The 17890-nt window shown below is 67.5% G+C and carries 6 protein-coding genes (1 of these 6 only partly in view); 1 reads left to right on the top strand and 5 read right to left on the bottom strand.

What is annotated here, in order from left to right; all coding sequences use genetic code 11:
- From ABZW16_RS04415 to ABZW16_RS04395, 5 genes are all read right to left on the bottom strand, one after another.
- The coding region (locus ABZW16_RS04415; protein WP_354952072.1) for a hypothetical protein at nt 1-1125 on the bottom strand (1125 nt) is incomplete at its 3' end.
- A 642-nt stretch (nt 1126-1767) separates the two neighbouring features.
- Complete coding sequence (locus tag ABZW16_RS04410) at nt 1768-2199, bottom strand: hypothetical protein (RefSeq protein ID WP_354952070.1); 432 nt, start codon at nt 2197-2199, stop codon at nt 1768-1770.
- A 1014-nt stretch (nt 2200-3213) separates the two neighbouring features.
- Complete coding sequence (locus ABZW16_RS04405; protein ID WP_354952068.1) at nt 3214-3798, bottom strand: hypothetical protein; 585 nt, start codon at nt 3796-3798, stop codon at nt 3214-3216.
- A gap of 30 nt (nt 3799-3828) precedes the next feature.
- Nucleotides 3829-4644, bottom strand: a complete 816-nt coding sequence (locus ABZW16_RS04400) for a hypothetical protein (RefSeq protein ID WP_354952066.1) — start codon at nt 4642-4644, stop codon at nt 3829-3831.
- A 1746-nt stretch (nt 4645-6390) separates the two neighbouring features.
- Nucleotides 6391-8334, bottom strand: a complete 1944-nt coding sequence (locus ABZW16_RS04395) for a hypothetical protein (RefSeq protein ID WP_354952064.1) — start codon at nt 8332-8334, stop codon at nt 6391-6393.
- A 1854-nt stretch (nt 8335-10188) separates the two neighbouring features.
- Here ABZW16_RS04395 and ABZW16_RS04390 point away from each other — a divergent pair.
- On the top strand, nt 10189-17890 hold the 5' portion of the coding sequence (locus ABZW16_RS04390; RefSeq protein WP_354952062.1) for a hypothetical protein. 22058 nt of this gene lie beyond the right edge of the window; the window shows 7702 of its 29760 coding nt (coding positions 1-7702); it begins with the start codon at nt 10189-10191; its stop codon lies beyond the right edge, outside the window.

Raw genomic sequence — 17890 nt, 5'->3', positions numbered from 1 at the left:
CAGTCGGAGACGCCGCGCCAGCGAGCCTCTTACCGTCGTGCGTCGGCCAGCGTGTTCACCAAGAGCGGCGATTGGCTTCCATGGTCGGGTACCGGTGAGCGGGTCGCCGCACCGTTGACATCGAATATCGGCAGGTACGAGGACTTCGGCGATCCGGTGGCGTCGGACTACTACGGTGTCGAGTCCGCGGTGGCAGCCTATTACGCGATCGGTGTTGCGGACCCGAACGTGGTGCGGCCGCGGGTGTTCCGGAGCGTTCGCGTCACGGCGGGCATGCGGGGTTCGCGAGTGTGGGAGCAGATGTCGCAGGCTCTGCGGGCGGTGGTGGCGGCTTTGCCGGTGGAGGCGAGGGCCGAGGCGGTGACGTTGGCCGCACAGATACTCGACAGGTTCCTGACTATCCGTCCCGGTGCCCCGGCGGACGCGTTGTTCACCGTCGCGGTCGCGGTCGACGAGGACGGTGGTCAGCAGCTGCGGATGTGGTTGGCGCACCGGCCCGGCGAGGTTCCGGTGGACCTGGATATGAACGGTGTCGGGGTGTCTCCGTACAGCCCGCGTGCCGGTGTCGAATCGCTGGGCGACAACCGGGTCGGCTATGTGATGGCCGATATCGACACCATTCTCGCCACCGAGACGACGGGGTACCTGCGTGACGAGGTGTCGGTGCTGTTGCGCCGCACCACGATCGGCGAGACGTTGTTGCGCCGGTTGGCCGCCCACGGGTTCGCGGTTCGTGACAGTGCGCAGGAGGATCCGATCGGTCTCGCCATCGACGGCGGGCTGCGGTTCTTCAGCGCTCAGCGCATGTGGGTGGCGGTCGTGCGCGAGTTGCGTGACGAGAACGGGGAATTCGTCGAGCGCCACCCGGCGGCACGTGCCCGAGATCTCGGCTACGCGACGGCGTTGGCGTTGGCCGACCTGGACATCGAGCGCGACTTGTGGTCGCTCGCGGATGATCGGAAAGAGGACTTCGTCCGGCGCGGCGTCGAGATGCTGCTCGCCGCGCGGAGCACCTGGCTGCCGCTCGCCCGGCAGTTGCACGATCTCGACGATCTGGTGACCGTCGATCCGCAAGTGTTGGTGGACCAGGGTCCGGCCCGCGAGGGTCTGCGGGCTGCCTACCATGACGCCCTGGTGCGTCGCTGGGACGAATTCCGCGGCGAAAGCTCGCTTCTCGACGCCGCAGCTGCCTGGTATCGGCCGTCCGCGGCGGTGGTCGACGCGGTCCTGACCGGGAGCCGCCGGCTGCAGGCCTGCCTCAACGCGCTGACGCGGCTCGAGGGCAATATCGCCGGCGGACTGTCACGTGAGGTTGCCGAGGCACAGCAGCGCGAAAAGCTCCGCCTCGGGCGAGAAGCCGATCGGCGTCGCAAGGACATCGCCGACCTGGTCGCCCCCGATGTGCTCGGACAGCTGACGGAAGCGGAGCAGCTGGCGCGGGGCGAAACGATGCTGGGTCCGCTCCTGGATGCACGGCTTATCGACAGGCTCGGCGAGCCTGTGGTGGTCGTCGCCGTGGATTCCCGTCGCACCGGTGGGCTGCGCGAGTTGCTCGGGGAACTTGGGAGCAGCCAGACCTTGGCAGGCATGTTCGTCGAGGTCTACGAGTTCGACCCGGAATTTCCCACCATCCTGCGGCGGCGCGACGTCGGTGACCAGCGCGCCACCTCCGGTGGCGATGACGTCGACACGGCCGCGCCGGCCATCACGGGCGCTGTCGATCAGGTGGAGGAGTTCCGGGCCATGCTGATCGCTCTGCGCAGTGGGCTATGGCGGCGCATCGAGGTGTGCGTGGACGCATACCGCGCCCGCTACCCGGACGATACTGTGGACCTGCGTCTGCTGCTCACCGATCCGGACCATTGGGGGTGGCTGGACCGAATGTCCGGCGTCGGCTCGGTGGAACATGACAACCTTCATGAGGCGTATACGGCGTTTCACCTGGTGCAACTCGGCATCGAGGTGGTCGACCTGTTCGCCGGCGACGGAGACGGGCAGTCGCACCAGGCGCGGGCGGACATCGTGGCAGAGATCTCCGGGCCCATCCGGGCTTGGCGGCGGCTGTGGGATCGCTGGCTCGGTGCGGGTGGCCTGCACAACACGGCCCAGCTCCCGGTGGCAGAGTTCGAGATCCTGACCGATGCGCTCGCCGACGCGTGGCACACCGCCGAAGACGCGCTGGACGCCGCCCGGACACACGCTGAGACGATGGTGTCCGATCGGGTGATTCTCGAGGCACGTGGGCCGGCGTTCAGTTTGCTGGGTGAGACGCCGATCGGTGCGGACCTGTGGGATTTCCTCACCACGAACCAGTTCTCCATCCGCTATCGGGCCGGCGCGCAGTCGATTGCCACGAGCGGCGACGGCGGGATGGATTTCTTCGATGTTGCCGAGGTGCTGGTGGTCCACGCGATCGACGACGACAGCGCCGACGAACCGCGGCGACTCGACGTCGTAGAGCAGGCATTCGGTCTCGGTGCCGCTGCGTCGTTGGCGCAGGTCATGTTCGGTCTCGAAGGCGACGTCTGGTGGCTGAGCCGCGCCGAATTCGTTGCCGCAGGTACCGAGCGGCTGCTGGCCGCCCGTGAATCGTGGGCGTTGCTGGCCGAGCAGCTCACCGCAGCCACGGCCGAATCCTCAGGCGATTCCGAGGGACTCGCGGGGCACAGGCTCGATCCGGATGCGGTTGGTTTGGACGAGCCGCTGCGCGAGGCACTGCGAGAGGTGTACCGCGAGAAGCTCGAGGAGCTGTGGGACGCGCGTCGGAGCAGGGGCGAGCCCGCCGGCCATGACCCCGCAGCCGAGCCTTGGCGGTATGTTCCGTCTCCCGACCGGATCGATGAGGTGCTGCGGGCGCATCGGGGCCTGCAGGCGGCCGCGAACGAACTCCACGTGCTCGAGATGGCGCTGTTCGCCATGACCAGGGCTGGGGCGGAATCGGGGTTCGTCGTCGAAGCGCTGCACAACGGGATCGCCCTGTTGCACGATGAGCTCGGTCGACTCGAGGACGTATTCGTGGACTTGGTCGCCGAGGATGTGCTGAATCAGCAGGCCGCAGGCGCACTCGGCGCGGACCGACTGGATGACCGTATCCAGGTCGTGTCGGACCGAAACGGCGACAGGATCGTCATCGCTGGCACCCCGCTCGAGTTCGAGCAGATCCGACAGGCTCTGATGGATTCGGCCACGGACGCTCCCACGGCGGACCTGCCGCTATGGGTGTACGCGATCGACTCGGCGGTCTTCCCGCCGACGTTGCGGTTCGGCGATCTCGACGAGGGAGCCTGGCCAGATGGCGACTACCTGATGCCGCGTCCGATCGGGCCGGTGACCGCCGAGCGCGCGGCCGCCATGGAGCGCGCAGGCGAGTACATCCGCTCGTTGCAGCCCGTATACAGCGACGCCGTCTATGCCGTCGCGGAACTGACGGCCCTGGGCCAAGAGCTGATTCAGGCCCTGGAAGCCATCGACAACCCCACGGAGCGCGCCGACGCCGAGCGCAAGATCGTCGCCGCCATCGGCGTATATCTGGAGGAGCGGGCGGATACGTCCGTGTTCGAGTTCGATACGTCGAAAACCGGTGTCCGCGCCTCTCTCGACGCGGCCGGCGCGATGATTCTGCTGCGCGCCAAGTTCGGTCGCGGCCCGAACCTGGCGTCCGACGCGGGCGGGGTCGACGAGTGGCAGCTCGGTTTCGGCACGACCAGCGACATCAACGCGATTTCCGAGACGATTGTCGAGACCGTCGACGGCCGCCGGATCGCGAGGGTGCTCATCAACGAACGCAAGGCCCGCCACTGGCAGGACCTGACCGACGAAGTCGGCGGCCTACAGGAAGAGAGCCATTTCACCGCCGGGCTGGCCAGTGCACTCTTCTACGCGGTGTCGCACGAATTTGCGCACCCGCGCGCAGCGCTGATCGACCAATCGACCCTGGGTGAGCGCCTTACCGACGGTTATCAGCTCGCGTGCGGCCGCGGGTTCGTCGGCACCGAGCCCGACTGGCTGGCGATGTCCGGGGTCGGTCTGGACGAGAACGGCAACCCGCTGCTCGAGGAGCCGTTCTGTGAAGCCTTCACCCATGTCCTCGCGCATGGTCTGCGCCTGTTCAGCGCCCAGCACGTCCTGTTCCAGCAATGGATCGGCGGCGACCCGTTGACCGCCGCGGACTTCCCGGGCCGGCATTACGGCGAGGTCGTGCCGCACCCGGCATTGCCCGATGTCACGGTCCCTTTCGCCGCCCATATCGCCGCGCTCCGCGAGGCGCTCGGGATGCCGACGGCCGACGCCCAGGAGCGCGGGTCGCGACCCGCCGACGGGGAGGTGTCGGACTACCTGCGTGCGCAGCGTGCAGGTCTTGTTCGTTGGGCGGCGGGCTTTCTGCCACAGGACGTGGCGGAGGCGGTGGCGGACGAGGTTATCCACCGTGGGCAGGGCGTTAACGAGCCGCAGGAGTTGCGGCGTATTCGCGGGGAGGCATTGGCGGAGTATCAGCTGAGCGAGCAGGTGCGTGCAGGTGCGTCCGCCGCGTACCAGCGGATGCCCGACGAGCCCTTCCAGAAGGCGGGTGCGCTCCTGGCAGGGGCAGCCCCCAAGGTGCTCCACGACGTCTTGTTCTCCCTGAACCCAGAGATGTTGGCGCACTTGGTCGACTGTGGTCGTCTGCGCGCGGCTCGCAACGAACTTCCCAAGCGGTCGGTGGCGCGGGAGTTGATCCGAATCCTGGACGAGGGGGTTCCGGAGTTGCGGCGTCCGCGTGTGAACGCCGGGATAACGCAACTTGACATGGCTGCGGCCCTGGGGCCGTGGTGGACCCAGAGACGGGTGTCGGCGGCCGAGCGTGGTGAGCTGTCGATGTGGCCCGAGGAAGTCGACCTATGGCATGAGATTTGCCAGGCGGAGGTCGCTGATGCCCGGGCATTGGCGGGCACGCGGCCACAGCGCACGACCGGGGCCGCACAGCTGGCCCGACAGGAGGAACTGGACACCGCGCGAAAGGCCTTGGGCAGGGACCTCAGGACGTTGCGGGAGACTTTGCCGCAGTCGGTGTCTCGGTACCGCTTGGAGCGGCTCGTGGGGACTGGGCACAATACTGTGCTTGTCATCGAGGCCGGGAGAATGCCAGCCCCGGGCGGGGTGTTTGCGCAGTTGGTGGTTCTCGGAGGCACTCGATCGCGAGTGGTGAAGCTGCATGCGCGGACGGTCGGATCGCACCTGATGACGCGTCGGGTCGAGGCAAGGCTGTCGCGGGCCGACACGGCGAAGCTTGCCGGCGTGACTGATGTGCGGCTGCAGGAGGTGGAGGCGGGCGCTTTCGCTGATGACGAGGAGATCACCGCGATCCTGCGGGCGGTCGGTGCTCGCCCGGAGGATGCCGCTGAGGTGGTGCTGCTGGCCCATGCTCTGGACGGTGTCGAGGAGCAGTCGGCCGGTGTCGTGGAGCGGTCGTCCGGCGACCAGCTTGTGGCCGTGCGTTCGCGGATCAAGGAACTTCTCGCCGAGCATCCCGACGTGAGCTCCTTGCGCGCCAGTCGTCTTGAAGCAGTGGCGGCGCTGTTGGCCGGGGCGGATGTGCGAAAGCTCCGGGGGCAAGCCGCCACAGCGCTCGCTCTGATTCTGGACAATCCCGACCAGCCGATGAGCACGGCGGAAATCGCTGCCGAGATGGGGATCTCGTCGAGTGCGGTCAGGGTGATCTTCTGGAAGGCGGCGCGAACTCTCGCCACACCGCGTGCGCCGACCTCGGTCGACAAGATCATGGCTCGGCACGAGGCCGGCAACCTCGACTCGAGCCGGTTGACCGAGGGGCAGCGCCCGGTCGTCGAGGCGGTGCGGACCGGTGAGGACGACCCGAGGGCGATCGCGGCACGTCTCGGAATGGACGTCACAGCGGTGCATATCATATTGGCGAGAGCCGAGCGTGCCCTCGCCTCGCCGCCTCGCACGCCGCCTCAGTCCAACATCGACCGGATCTTGGCAGCGGGAACGGACAACGTGCGTCGGCTGCCGCCGCGCCAACTGGAGGTCTACCAGCTGGTTCGGCAAAGTTTGAGTAGGCAGCAGATCGCTGATCGGCTGAACTTGTCGCACCGCACGACGGGAATGTACCTGTCCCGCATCGCCTCGACCCTGACCGCGGCTTCCGAAGGCAGCGCCGCCGTACCTGCCACGGCCGCCGCGATTGCCAGTACGGCCGAAAACCACGTTGTCACCGCCGAAACCACGGACGCGCCCGACAGCCGCAGCGACCCCGACGGATCTCCCCGCGACCTGTTGAGCCGGGATCAGACGAAACCTGACGCCGGAGGGCGGGCGATCCCGAACGCACGCCGCAAGGACCGTGGCGTGCAGGCGCGGCTGCCGAAGTCGAATCGCACGTCAGGCCGGGAGCTACCCGACAAGACCGCCGCTCTGCGGGCAGGTCCCCGCCTTTACCCGTCGCCCGATGCGGCGAAGGTGGAGCAGTTCCTGGCCAAGGTCCAGCGCTTCCTCGCCGAACTCGGTCCAGACGTCGATCCAGCCACGTCGCAGACGCTGGTGGACGCCCTGTTCGAGCCGTGGCCCCCCGACGAGGTCACGGGCATGCTCGACGCGCGCGTGTCCCGGCTCAAGTACGACGAGGTGGAGCGCGCCGCCGACTACGTCGCCGATCTCGACGGCGTGATGGCGTTCTTCGTCTCCGGCGACATCGCCAACCTGAGTGGGCTGAACCTGGTCGCCGGCAAGGAGGGCGCGAACCGCCATTTCCGGGCTCTGGCCGACATCTTCCGCCGCGTGTTCGCCCAGGCCGGGGGCACGGTGGTGCCGATGCGCATCGGCGGCGACGAGATCGGCGCGATCGTGGTCGGCCTCGACGAGGAGGCCATGCAACGGGCCGTCGCCGAGCTCAACGCGCAGGTCCGGGCTTACGCTGAGAACACCCCGGTGACGGAGACCGATCCGACGCTTCTGTCGGAGATCGACCATCCGAAACACTCCGGCGAGGCGGCTTATCGCGGCGTCGGCCTGCATGTCGGATTCGCCGAGATCGTCAAGGGGATAGACCCCGCGCAGGTGTTCATCGAGGCGGATATCGGCGTAGACGAGAGCAAGAACAGGAGCAGACAGACCGATGTCACAGGAGGAACGGGACGCCCGGCTGGGCCTGACCGGGCTGAATTCCGAGGAGCGCGCCCAGCGGATCGGGGAGCTGCGGCAGGAGTACGCGCGGCAACGCGCGGAGGCGAAACAGAAGCTGGCGGCCAAGCGGTCGCGCAACGACCCTTCCTCCAGCCGAACGAAGTAAAGCGCGCCCGCCACGCCGAGCGAGTCGCCGCGACCGACTTCACCTCCCCGGAATCGATCGCCGCCCTGTGCGAGCCGGTCTGGACCGATACCGCCACCGGTGTCTTCAACGGCCGCGTCGGCGAGTTCAAGCTCGACCAGGGTGAGCGGGCGCAGCGGGCGATCATCGAGGACCCGAGACTGCGGGCGTTCTATGTCGAGGCGGAGATGATCGGCCTCGTCGTCCTGAACAACCTGGCGGGCAACCGCGCCGAGCACGCCAACCGCCATCTCGCCGCGCTCGCCGACATCTTCCGCTCGGAACTGGAAGCCATCGGCGCGGACGTCGATGCGATGCGCACCGGTGGCACTCAGCTCGGCGCGATCCTGGTCGGCACTCACAGCGCCCTCACCGACGCGGCTATCGCCGCGGCCCTGGCGCACGCCGACCGCCGTCGCCGAGCCTATTGCCGCGCGCACGGTCTCGACATTCTCGAGCATCCCAAGCACCCCGGCGACCCCGAGCACACCGGCGTCCGGCTGGACTTCGGCTGGGCCGAGATCCGGCGCGGCGACCTCGTCGGCCACGTCTTCAGCGCCGCCGCCGACGATGTGCTGTACCGCAGACTGACCAGCCCAGGTCTCGCCGTCACCGCACCCACCCGCGAACCCGACCCGAAGGCCCGTCCGAGAGGCCCCGCCGTCGAAGCCTCTGACGCGGACACCACCGGACCGAGCGTCCGCACGCAGGCGCGGCTGGTCAATGCCGCCGCTGTCACCCTGGCCCGCGCCGGATACGACGTCACCCGCAACCCGACGCAGGGCGAATCGGCCCGGCCGTTGCACCTGCGGATCGGGTCCTACCTCTTCGCGCACTACGCCCCAGGGACGACCGACGATGCGGCGGTCAGGCAGTGGCTCGTGCGCTGCGCATCGCAGACCGGCAGGGTCCTGATCGACCTCACCAGCAGCCCTCTGACCGTGAGCGAGATCGGCAACCTCCTGCACCGTCGCCCGCTGGTCACCGATCTGCGCGAAGTCCTGGTGCTCGACTCCGACGGCGGAATCCAACAGATCTACCCACGCTTCGACAGTTACGAGTCCGTCCCCCTCACGGCCCGCACAGCCGACCCCGGCGCCCCGGCCCGCGGAAACCGGACCGCAGGTGCCCTCGCCGCCACGGAGAGCGGTGGCCGGCGGGTCATCAAGGCCCGGATCCCGAAGTCGGCGGAAGCCGCGCCGTTGGATGTGTTCGCCGACCGCGATGGGAACGGAGGTTCGGCAAATGGTCCCATCGGACCGCGGGATTCCGGTGGACCGGACGGCGTCGAGGCCCTGGTTGCCGCCGAATGCCGGGGGGATCCCCCGGCACAGCGAATCGTCGCTGACGTTGATGCCGCCGCTGATCCCCTGACCGCGGCCGTAGTCCAGGAAGATGGTGCTGGCGTACATGAGGGTGCGGCGGAAGTGGTGGCCGAGTTAGGGGATGACAGTCGGTTCTACCGGGAGCTGCGCCCGGACGTCCCGCCGCCGAGCGCACTGGATAATCCCGAGTTGCCGACGGCCGACGAGGAAGCGGATGCAAGGCCAGAACCAGGTAACGGCGCCGGCGAGCATCACCCATTCGCCGCGGGCCCGATGGAGCAGTCGGCCAGGACCTGGTCTGCGGACAGCGGTGGGACGCAGGCTGTCCCGGCCGCCGGTCCGGCCAAGCGAGTCGTGGTGTCAGCGACGATCGAGCCCAAGCGGCGCGCGGTCACCATGCCGAGACGCGGCAACTGGCGTGAGCGGGTTCGCGTGATGTTCGCCGACCCGACGGCGCGGCTATGGGGTGTCGACTCGGCCGATGCACGGCGAATGATGCGGTCGGTGGCAGCTGTGGACCCGGCGGCGATCCTGCGCGCGATGGCGCGACTGTCGCCGAGAAAGCGCGAACTTCTCGTGCACTGGCTGACCGATCCGCGGGGTTCGACCAAACGGGCTGATCCACGGATTTCGGGGATCGGCCGCATATTCGGACTGACCCGGGGCAGGACCTACACCTCGTTGGGCCTGGCTTTCACGGGTCTGGCCCGCGCGCTCGCCGAGCCGGAACCCGCCGTCGACGAGCGGCTGCCGTCGGCGCTGGTGTGGGATCTGGCGTTCCGGTATCGCGACACGCTGGATGAGGCGCTGGCGCAGCTTCCGGAGTGGCTGGCCCCGATCGCACGTCACCATTGGCTGCAGCACATGGACCGCTATGAGATCGCCGCCGAACTCGGCGTGCCCGCGGCCACGGTGGTGGACCGCCTGGTGAAGGCTGCTGAACGGATTCTCTGGCTGGTGGCGTTGCGATCCGGAGAACGGTCGGTGCGAGCGCAGGACCTGGCCGTCGAGGCGGCCACGCCCTTCCCCGATCCGGCGCGTTACGCGGAGGTGCCGGAGTGGTTCAAGGCGATTCGCCGCCACCTCGGGCTGAGCGCCGACCAGCTCGACGATCTCACTGGCGCGCTGCCAGGTACGTGGGACATGTCGGAATGCGGCTATCCGGCATGGTCGCCCGACATGCTGCGCGCCCTCTTCCGTCGGGTGCCGCAGGCGCGGCCGTACTACGCCGCGTGCGCCCGTCGATTCCCGCAGTTGTTGATCGAAGACGTCGACCCGTTCCCGGCCGAGTCCACGTCGGAGCCCAACGAGCTCGAGCGTCTCGGCACGCCGCGCAGGGCTATCGCGGATTTGGTTGCGGTGCACGGGATTCCCGCGGTCCGTGGCGCGGAAGCGGTAGCGGTGCTGTCGATGCTCACGACCGCCGGATTCGAGGCGGACGAGGTGCGCCCGGAGTATGTCGGCGGTTTGATGCTGACGGTCGAACTGACTCCGCACGGCACGCAGACCGTCGCCGAGCTTCTCGAATGTGCGGGCGACGCCCTCGGCGCGGCCCCGTACGTGCTGGTCGTCGCCGACGAAGCGGGTCACGCGCAGTCGATTCGACTGGTGTTCAACGGTGATCGGCCCACTGGCCGCGATGGCATCTGGGTCGTCGGGTCCGACCGCTCCTCGGCGCGCGAGCCGTCGGAGGCCGTGGTGCGATTGATGTTGCACACCCAGCGAATCGCCGCCGGTGTGGCCGGATACACGATGGCCGGCGTCAGCCACGCCTACGACGTCGAGAACGCCGGTACCAAGCTGGGTCTGCAGACCTTGCAGAACTGGTGCATCGCGTGCGGGCGACCGGACCTCATCCGCGAACTCTCGCAGGTGCGCGGATGGCGAGAGATGTGTGACACGCACGACGCTCTCACCGCGCTCGACGGCCTCGAACCCGAGCTCGTTCGGCTCAAGACCGAATTGCACCGACTGCGGCTGGCCGCGGGTCTGTCCACCGCCGATCTCGAAGCGCTGATCGGTGTGAACGCGACCAGGGTCGAACGACAGCACACCAAGCCAGGTCGGGACCTCATCAGGTCATGGGTCCGGGCGTGCGACGGCACTCCGGCCGAGGCCGACCGGCTCGTCGCCTGGTCGGTCGCGCCGCAGGTCCGGGCGCTGCGCGACGAGCTGGGACAGCGAGACGATCTGACCGAAGAAGCGGTGGATATCGCAGTAGGGCTGCGGCAACGTCGGCTGATGGCGGGATTGTCGATCCAGGACCTGGCCGACGACCTCGTCGTCTCGGCAAGGTGGGTAAAAGACGCCGAAAACGCGCATCGCACACTGTCGTCGGAGGAGGCGCTCGCATGGCAGACCTGCTGCGACGAAGCCGGGGTGGCCGACGGTGGTGCTTCGGGAGCGGCGGCCAGTCGTCACAATCCGGAGCTGACCGCGCTGGCCGACGCACGATCCGAACTCTCGGCCGAGCTGACGGCTTGGTGCGAGCGACTGGGCGTTACGGCGAACGCGCTGGGCACGGCACTCGGCCTCAGCGCCGCCGTCGTCGGCCGCGTGCTGGCCGGGGCCGCGTTGCCGTCCGCTGAGCTGCTGCGCGCGCTGGCGACCCACGGCGCCGAGCCGGAGCAGATGCAACGCCTCGCCCGCCGGGCCGTCGGACTGAAGCTGCGGGAATGGCGCTTGCGGAGCCGCACGGCGGCAGTCGACGCCTCGGAACGAGCGGGCCTCCCGGAGCAGCGGATACACGAGATCGAAACGGCCGAAGGCACCGTGGCCGCGATCGACGAGGTTCGCGCACTTGCCGAACAGCTCACTCGGCGGCTGACGCTCGTGGAGTGGGTCGTCGCATTGGCTCGAGTGGTGAACGCGGATCCGGCCGGCCTCGCTCAGCCGGATGAAGTGGACGAGGAGACCGTCGTGGATCTGCCGGATCTGGCGGATTTCGATGCGAAAGATGACTCCACCGCCGCGTGGTTGCGTCAGCGCAGACCCAAGCTCGTCTTGTGGGCGACGGGCGTTCTGCTGGAAGACCCGCCTGCTGGCGACATCGTCGACATCGCGACGGCGGTCGCCGATGGGGTGATCGCCGGCGCGACAGCCATCGCAGGCCTCGACGAGACCATGCTGTACCGACTCGGCCGTATGGTCCTTGCCGCGTACACCGCGACAGCGAAGGCTCGAGCCGGCCTCGCCGAGGCCTACCGCAGGGTTCCCGGTGCGGAGTCGATCGCGGACCTCATCACCGGCTGTGGCATCGGCGCCCTGCACCACACTCTGCTCGCTCTGACGGTGGACGAGCGCGCGCACCTGATCGCGTTGAGCCGTTCCGACACGCTGTCCCCCAAACGGACTGTCACCCACAGATTCTTACCCCTGCTGGCCGAACAGGAACGCCGCGCGCAGGCGGCGGGGCTCGGCACTGACACATTCGAGCTGATGGCGAACGAGCTCGCCGCACACCTGGCCGCCGTGACGCCGGCCGACACCGCCGCTGACTTCGGCAACTTCCCCGACTTCGACTTCATCGCCAGACTCTCCATCGACGACATCGACACCCCGGCAGCCGAGAGCACAGATGTTGAGGACGTGTTGAGCGTCTGGCCTGCCGCCGAGGAATCGACCGACGTGCCTCCCGCCGGCGGTGATGGCGGGCCACGCGCCGTTCCGGCCCGCCGGAAGCGGCACTGTTTGGAGACCTCCGCGCAGATCACCGGCTCGACTGGTGACACCTCCGCCAAAGCATCCGCCGACGGTCGGATGGACAGCTCCGGTGGGGATGATCCTGATGGGACCAGGCCCGCCGGCCCCGGCTCGGATTTGCCGCCTGAAACAGACAGCGCCAGTGGTGCTCTGGCTGGCGCCGTGAATTGGGAGAGCGTCGGAGATCCCGAGCGGGCAGTGGTCGATGCGGCGGCGGCACGGCGGCGGGCATCGATCGCGAGCCTTGCGGCCGCGATCGATGCCGCGCTTGTCGACCCGGTAGCGGTCGTCGATCGGCTGCGCAGGGTAGTGGACGACTACCGTGACCAGGTCGATGCCGCGCGCCGCAGCGTCAAGGACGCGTCCCAGCCCGGTGCGGAGGGTGTGCTGAGCGACCTTGTCGAGGCGCTGGTTCGTGAATTCGCGCAGCCGACGCTCGTCGGTTTCATCGATGAGCCGGAATTGATCGACGTGGCCGACGCCGCTGTCGCGCGCGCGTCCGACGTGCTGAGTGGGCACTACCCAACAGGCACGCTACGCGTGCTGATAGCCGATGAGATCGCTACGGCCCGAGCGGATTTCCCGACCTGGCTCGACCCGATCGACACGGCCTATGTCCACTTCACCCAGGATTTGCCGGGTGTGACCGCCGGCGGCATCCTGCGACCGTCCATCGTCGACGGGGTCAATCGGTTCGATAGCCCCGACCGAGGCACCGAACATGTGCATTTCGCGAAGCCGAGCGACGCGGCCGACGGGTTGCTCGAGTATGCGGAAACGTTCGGTGAGAACTATGAACGACCCGCTGTGGGCGCGGCGATCGTATACGTGGCGGGTGACATCATCGAGTACGCCCCGATGCGGGCCGAGACGCGTGGCATAGGCCCGAACGGTGACTACCTTGCGGTCGATGCGGTGTTCTCGACTGTCGACGGACAGCCTGCGGTGCACCCGCTCAGCCTGGCGTACATCGTCGCGTGGCCGACCGAGGCGGCTGTGCAGGTGGCGCGTGACGAGCTCGGCGCGGCAGACGATGCGACCGTCGCGGATTTGTATCGCGGCATGCTGCTGCGGGCCGGGAGTGACCAGGACTGGCTTGATGACGACTGGCTCGATGAGCATCTGATCGTCCCCACGCTACCTGCGGCAACAGTCGACGATTTGGATCAAGACGAACGAAGCAGCTTCATCGCCGAGGGGGTGCGGGAGGCCCGCGCGCGCCGGATGCGTGGCGGCGATTCGACCAGCATGGTGCTCGCGCCCGCATCGTTGACGGGCTCGGAGCTGCTGGACGCCCCGCAGACATACGACATTACGGCTAGGCCCCGGGCGAGCGGGTATCGGGGCGTGGACAACCGCTACGCAGACCAGGTTCGTTTAGTCGTACGCGCAGGCCGGGATGCTGCGGACCCGGCATCCACGGGCCCGGCACTGCACGGAGATCCGCTGACGGAGCCCGGCCGGACCAGGGCGACCGGACCTTCGACGGCCGCACCGGACCCCGCGTCCAGGCCCACGCAGGCGAGGGCGCTCGACAAGTCCGGCGAGCATCACCCGTCCGCGGCAGGCCCGATGGAGCAGTCCTTCAGGCCAACCGATTCCCGTGTGGCAGTGGGTGTTTCGGCTCTCGTACGGCGCGCCTTCGGCGGACACGTGCTGCTCGCCAGCACCTCGCCGTCGGATAACACGCCAACCGACGGCGAAACCGGCGCGAGCGCAGGAGATTCGCCGCGCACACCCGACGCCGTTGCGGGCGGCTCGGGCGGCGGCTCGCAAAGCCGCTCGGGGCAGCGGTTCGACGAGCAGCAGCCGCCGTGGCAAAACTATGGTCTGTTGAAAGTTGCTCGGGACGCCTCCAGCGATGAGCTGAATGGCAGCGCTTCCCCGCCGTCGGGTGAGGTGCGGGTCTCGCTCGGCGACCGCGTCGGTGACGCTGGTCCGGCGTCGGTCTCGGACCGGGTGGTGGCCGAGGTCGAGGCGTTGCTGCGTGAGCGCGATTGGCCCGACGGCCGGGTAAAGGTCGCGGTGGAGTCGGTCCGGATCGCGGTGCGCGATGCGGTACGCCATGCTTATGGTCCGGTGACGACTCGCACGACTGTGGTCAACGAGGAACTGCGGGTGGAGATGAGCGATCGTTTGCATCGCCTCCGTCGCCAGTCGCCGCTTCCTGCGGGGTCCGCGGCGGCGGGCATCCGGTGGAGTTGCCGTGTGGACAGCAACGGTCGGACAGTGGCACTGGCGGTTTCGAAGGTGCCGCAGATGGCCGAGGCTCCGTCGGAGGCGGATCCTGGCGATCCGATCCGGTGGGGTCGCGCGCCCGCTGAGAATCCGTTGTCGTGGTATCGCAGGCCGCCTGATTCCGGACCCAGTGACGGCTCCGAGGGCGTGGCCCCGACGGCGATGTTCCCCAGCGACCAACCCGCGGCCAAACCTCTGGGCCGCCGTGCCACGCGCCCTCACTGGGCATCGGACCCGTTCAGTGAACCCGACCAGGACCGCCGCTTCAAGACCGACCCCGGATCACCTCAAGGGGGTACTACATCCGGCCCGGGATCACGTGGCGCAAATCCGTCCAGCAGCGACGACCGCTACGACGGGGGTGTCCCTCCCTCAGATCGACGCGCCGCCACCGCAATCCCGGCCGAAACGCCGTGGACGAAGGTCACTATGCGGATACAACCGTCCAGCAAGCAGGCGGTAGAGCTGAATCCTGTTGTCGCGCAACTGCGTAGTGACCACGCGGCAGGGCTGGTGCGGCGCCCGTCGACACCGGCGGAGTGGGGAGAGGATGCTCCGAATGTCATTCTCGAGGCGGCGTTCGCCCAGGCGGAGCGGGACGACATCACATCAGTCGCTCAGTTCAACGCCATCGTGCGGCAGATGCGACAATTTGAAGCTGCGCGACGAGGATTGGTTGCAAAGCTGCAGAGCTTACCGTCATCGTATCCGGCAGCCGAATACCTTGTGCGCACCGCAGCACTTGGGACATTCCAGCAATGCACGCGATCTCTGTCACCCTCGGCGCTGATCCAATTGGCGTCGGGTGGTTGGGCGATGAAAGGCACAGCGCTACCGGTCGATATCGTACGCATCGTCCACGCTCTTGCCATCGAGATGGGCGACCCCAACACGACGGTCTGGCGGGAGAATGTGCGTCGCACCACCGCCGCCGACATTCCGGCCGAGTACCTCCCTGCGCTTGCGGAGTTGCACCGTGATCTCGCTGACGTGATGTTGCTTGCGGTTGCCGGTCTTTCGGATGAGTTGATCGCCAACTTGCTGGGATACGAGCTCGACGGGGTAGCTCGGGTGCGGCGCAGAGCCGAGACAGCCCTTGGCACGTCCCGCGACATCATCGAGGAGACGGGGTTCGCTCCTTCCGCGACCTATGAGTCGGAGCAGCTCGAGGTCGGCGAGAATCCCGTGGCAGACCCGTTGGCCGAGGAGAAGGCGCAATTGTCCGCCGAGACAAGGGAAATCGGCGCGCAGATCCGGGTACTCGGCGAGGCGTTGGGCCTGACATCCAGCAGGGTGTGGGGCACGGCCATGGGGCTGAGCACGCCCATGATGTGGCTGATCATATCCGGCGAAAGATTGCCGTCGGACACGGTCCTCCGCAGCCTGATTCGCTTGGGTGCCGATGCGGTGGTGGTGTGGAGGATCGCGCGTCGTGTGTTCGGTTTGAAGTTGTGGGAACTGCGGCTGAATCGCAACTGGACGGCGGCCAAAGCCGCGGATATGGCAGGGCTCAGCGAGCAACTGGTCAGGAGGATGGAATCGACGGGTACTGAGACTCTGCCGGGGCTTCCAGATGGGCGGGGGTGGTCGGATGACGATGCCGAACAACTCCTCACTCAGATGATCGGTGTGAGCCGCGAGGGGCTTCGCGCGTTACTGCGTCTCGGGTATGAGCCTCCACGCCATATTCCAGGACGCCCGATCGCTGGGTGGGTGAAAGATATGCGTCTGTACGCGCGTCTGACACAGCAGGAATTGGTTACCGCTATCGGCGTGTCCGTGCGGGAAGTGCAAAACGTTGAGCAAGGCTCGGTGCCTCCCGATCTCGAATACCTCCGTGCCATGCGGGACGCGATCGGTATGACCAACGAGGTATTCCGGTCAGGTCTTGTTTATTACTTCGAGCAACCGGACCATGCCATCCAAGACCCGTCGTGCGAGCAGCTGTTCTGGCGTCTGGTCGACGCGCGTCGCGGGTCCTCGGTCGAGGCGGAGATCCTGCGCGAAATCATCGGCCAACACGAGTGGATCGCCGAGGTCGCTGCCGGGTTGGTCGCACCCGGTCTCCTTCGACGCCGCAAAATTGCAAAGTCCTTCCAAGCCGAGCTGGCTCGGGTCGCCATGGCGTATCTGCCATTCGGCGGCGAAACTCCGAGTTACGGTCGTCGACGGATTCTCGCCAATGTCGACTCCACGTCGTTCGCTGACTACATGTGGGCGCAATTCATGCGGAATCACACCATCGGTGTAGTCGATTCGACCCACGAGGAAATGTCCACCGTCGAGACGATCAAGGCCCGCCTCGCATCCGACGTGGACGTGCTTGAACGACTCTCCGGGAAGTCCGCCGAGTGTGTCGCCTTGCTGGCGAACGGCCTGTCCGTCCAGCAGATCGCAGAGCAACTCGGATCGCAGTCCGGGACAATCTATCGGCACCTCGAGCGTGCTGCGCGCGTTCTCGTCAAGCCCACGTCGGCCGAGGAGGCACCCCTCTTCCAACGGCTCGCCGCTGGCAAATCGTTGATCCGACTTGGCGATCCGGAGTTTCGTTGGACAGTCGACAAGGCTTTGGCGGATCTGGCCGATCCCGGGCAGGCGCTGCGACTGTTCATCGCGATGGTGGTGCTGCGCGGCGATCTCGCGCAGGTCGCTGCCGCCGTCGGACTCGAGGTCGACCAAACACAGCAGTTGGTGGACCAGGTCAGCGACCGCCTCCAAGCGGCCGCGGGCACACCGGCCGACTCGACGACGGTAGGCATCGTGTTTCCCGAGCCCGTAACGCTCGACCTGTCTTGGCCCAACAGTGCAGCCGAAATACCATCGCCAGAACAGGGGACAATCGAAACTCCGAACGCCGCGGGGACTACTATGGATCCGCCGCGCCCGGCCAAGCACACCCAAGAGCACAGCATCCGCACAACGGCGCTGCTGCCTGAAGCAGACGAAATCCCAAGCCCAGACGCGCGAGAGACCGAAGCGCCGCTACGGGTGGTGCAGCAGATGCAGCGGATGGCCGTCGTCCTGCGCGCCGAGGGGAACGCAGAGGCGCTCGCCTCGCTCGATCAGCTACGCAGCGAGTATCTGCGCCAACGCATCATGCAACGATACTTTGCCGATACCGCGGCGGACTGTCGAAGCGATCTGGACCAACTGCAGCCAGGGTCTTCTGACGCGTTGCAGGCGCAGCGCGACCTGGATCTGTGTGTCGCGAAGCGTGGCGAGGCAGCCGCGAGAATGCGGCAGTGCGAGCAGGCATTTGACGACGGGCTCACACTGCACGGGGTCACCGCAGCGGATCTTGACACGGTCGCGGCGCCGGTCG

This window comes from Nocardia sp. NPDC004604 (assembly GCF_040609795.1).
In the GTDB taxonomy this organism is placed as follows: Bacteria; Actinomycetota; Actinomycetes; order Mycobacteriales; family Mycobacteriaceae; genus Nocardia.
This window is presented reverse-complemented; position numbering and strand designations above follow the sequence as displayed.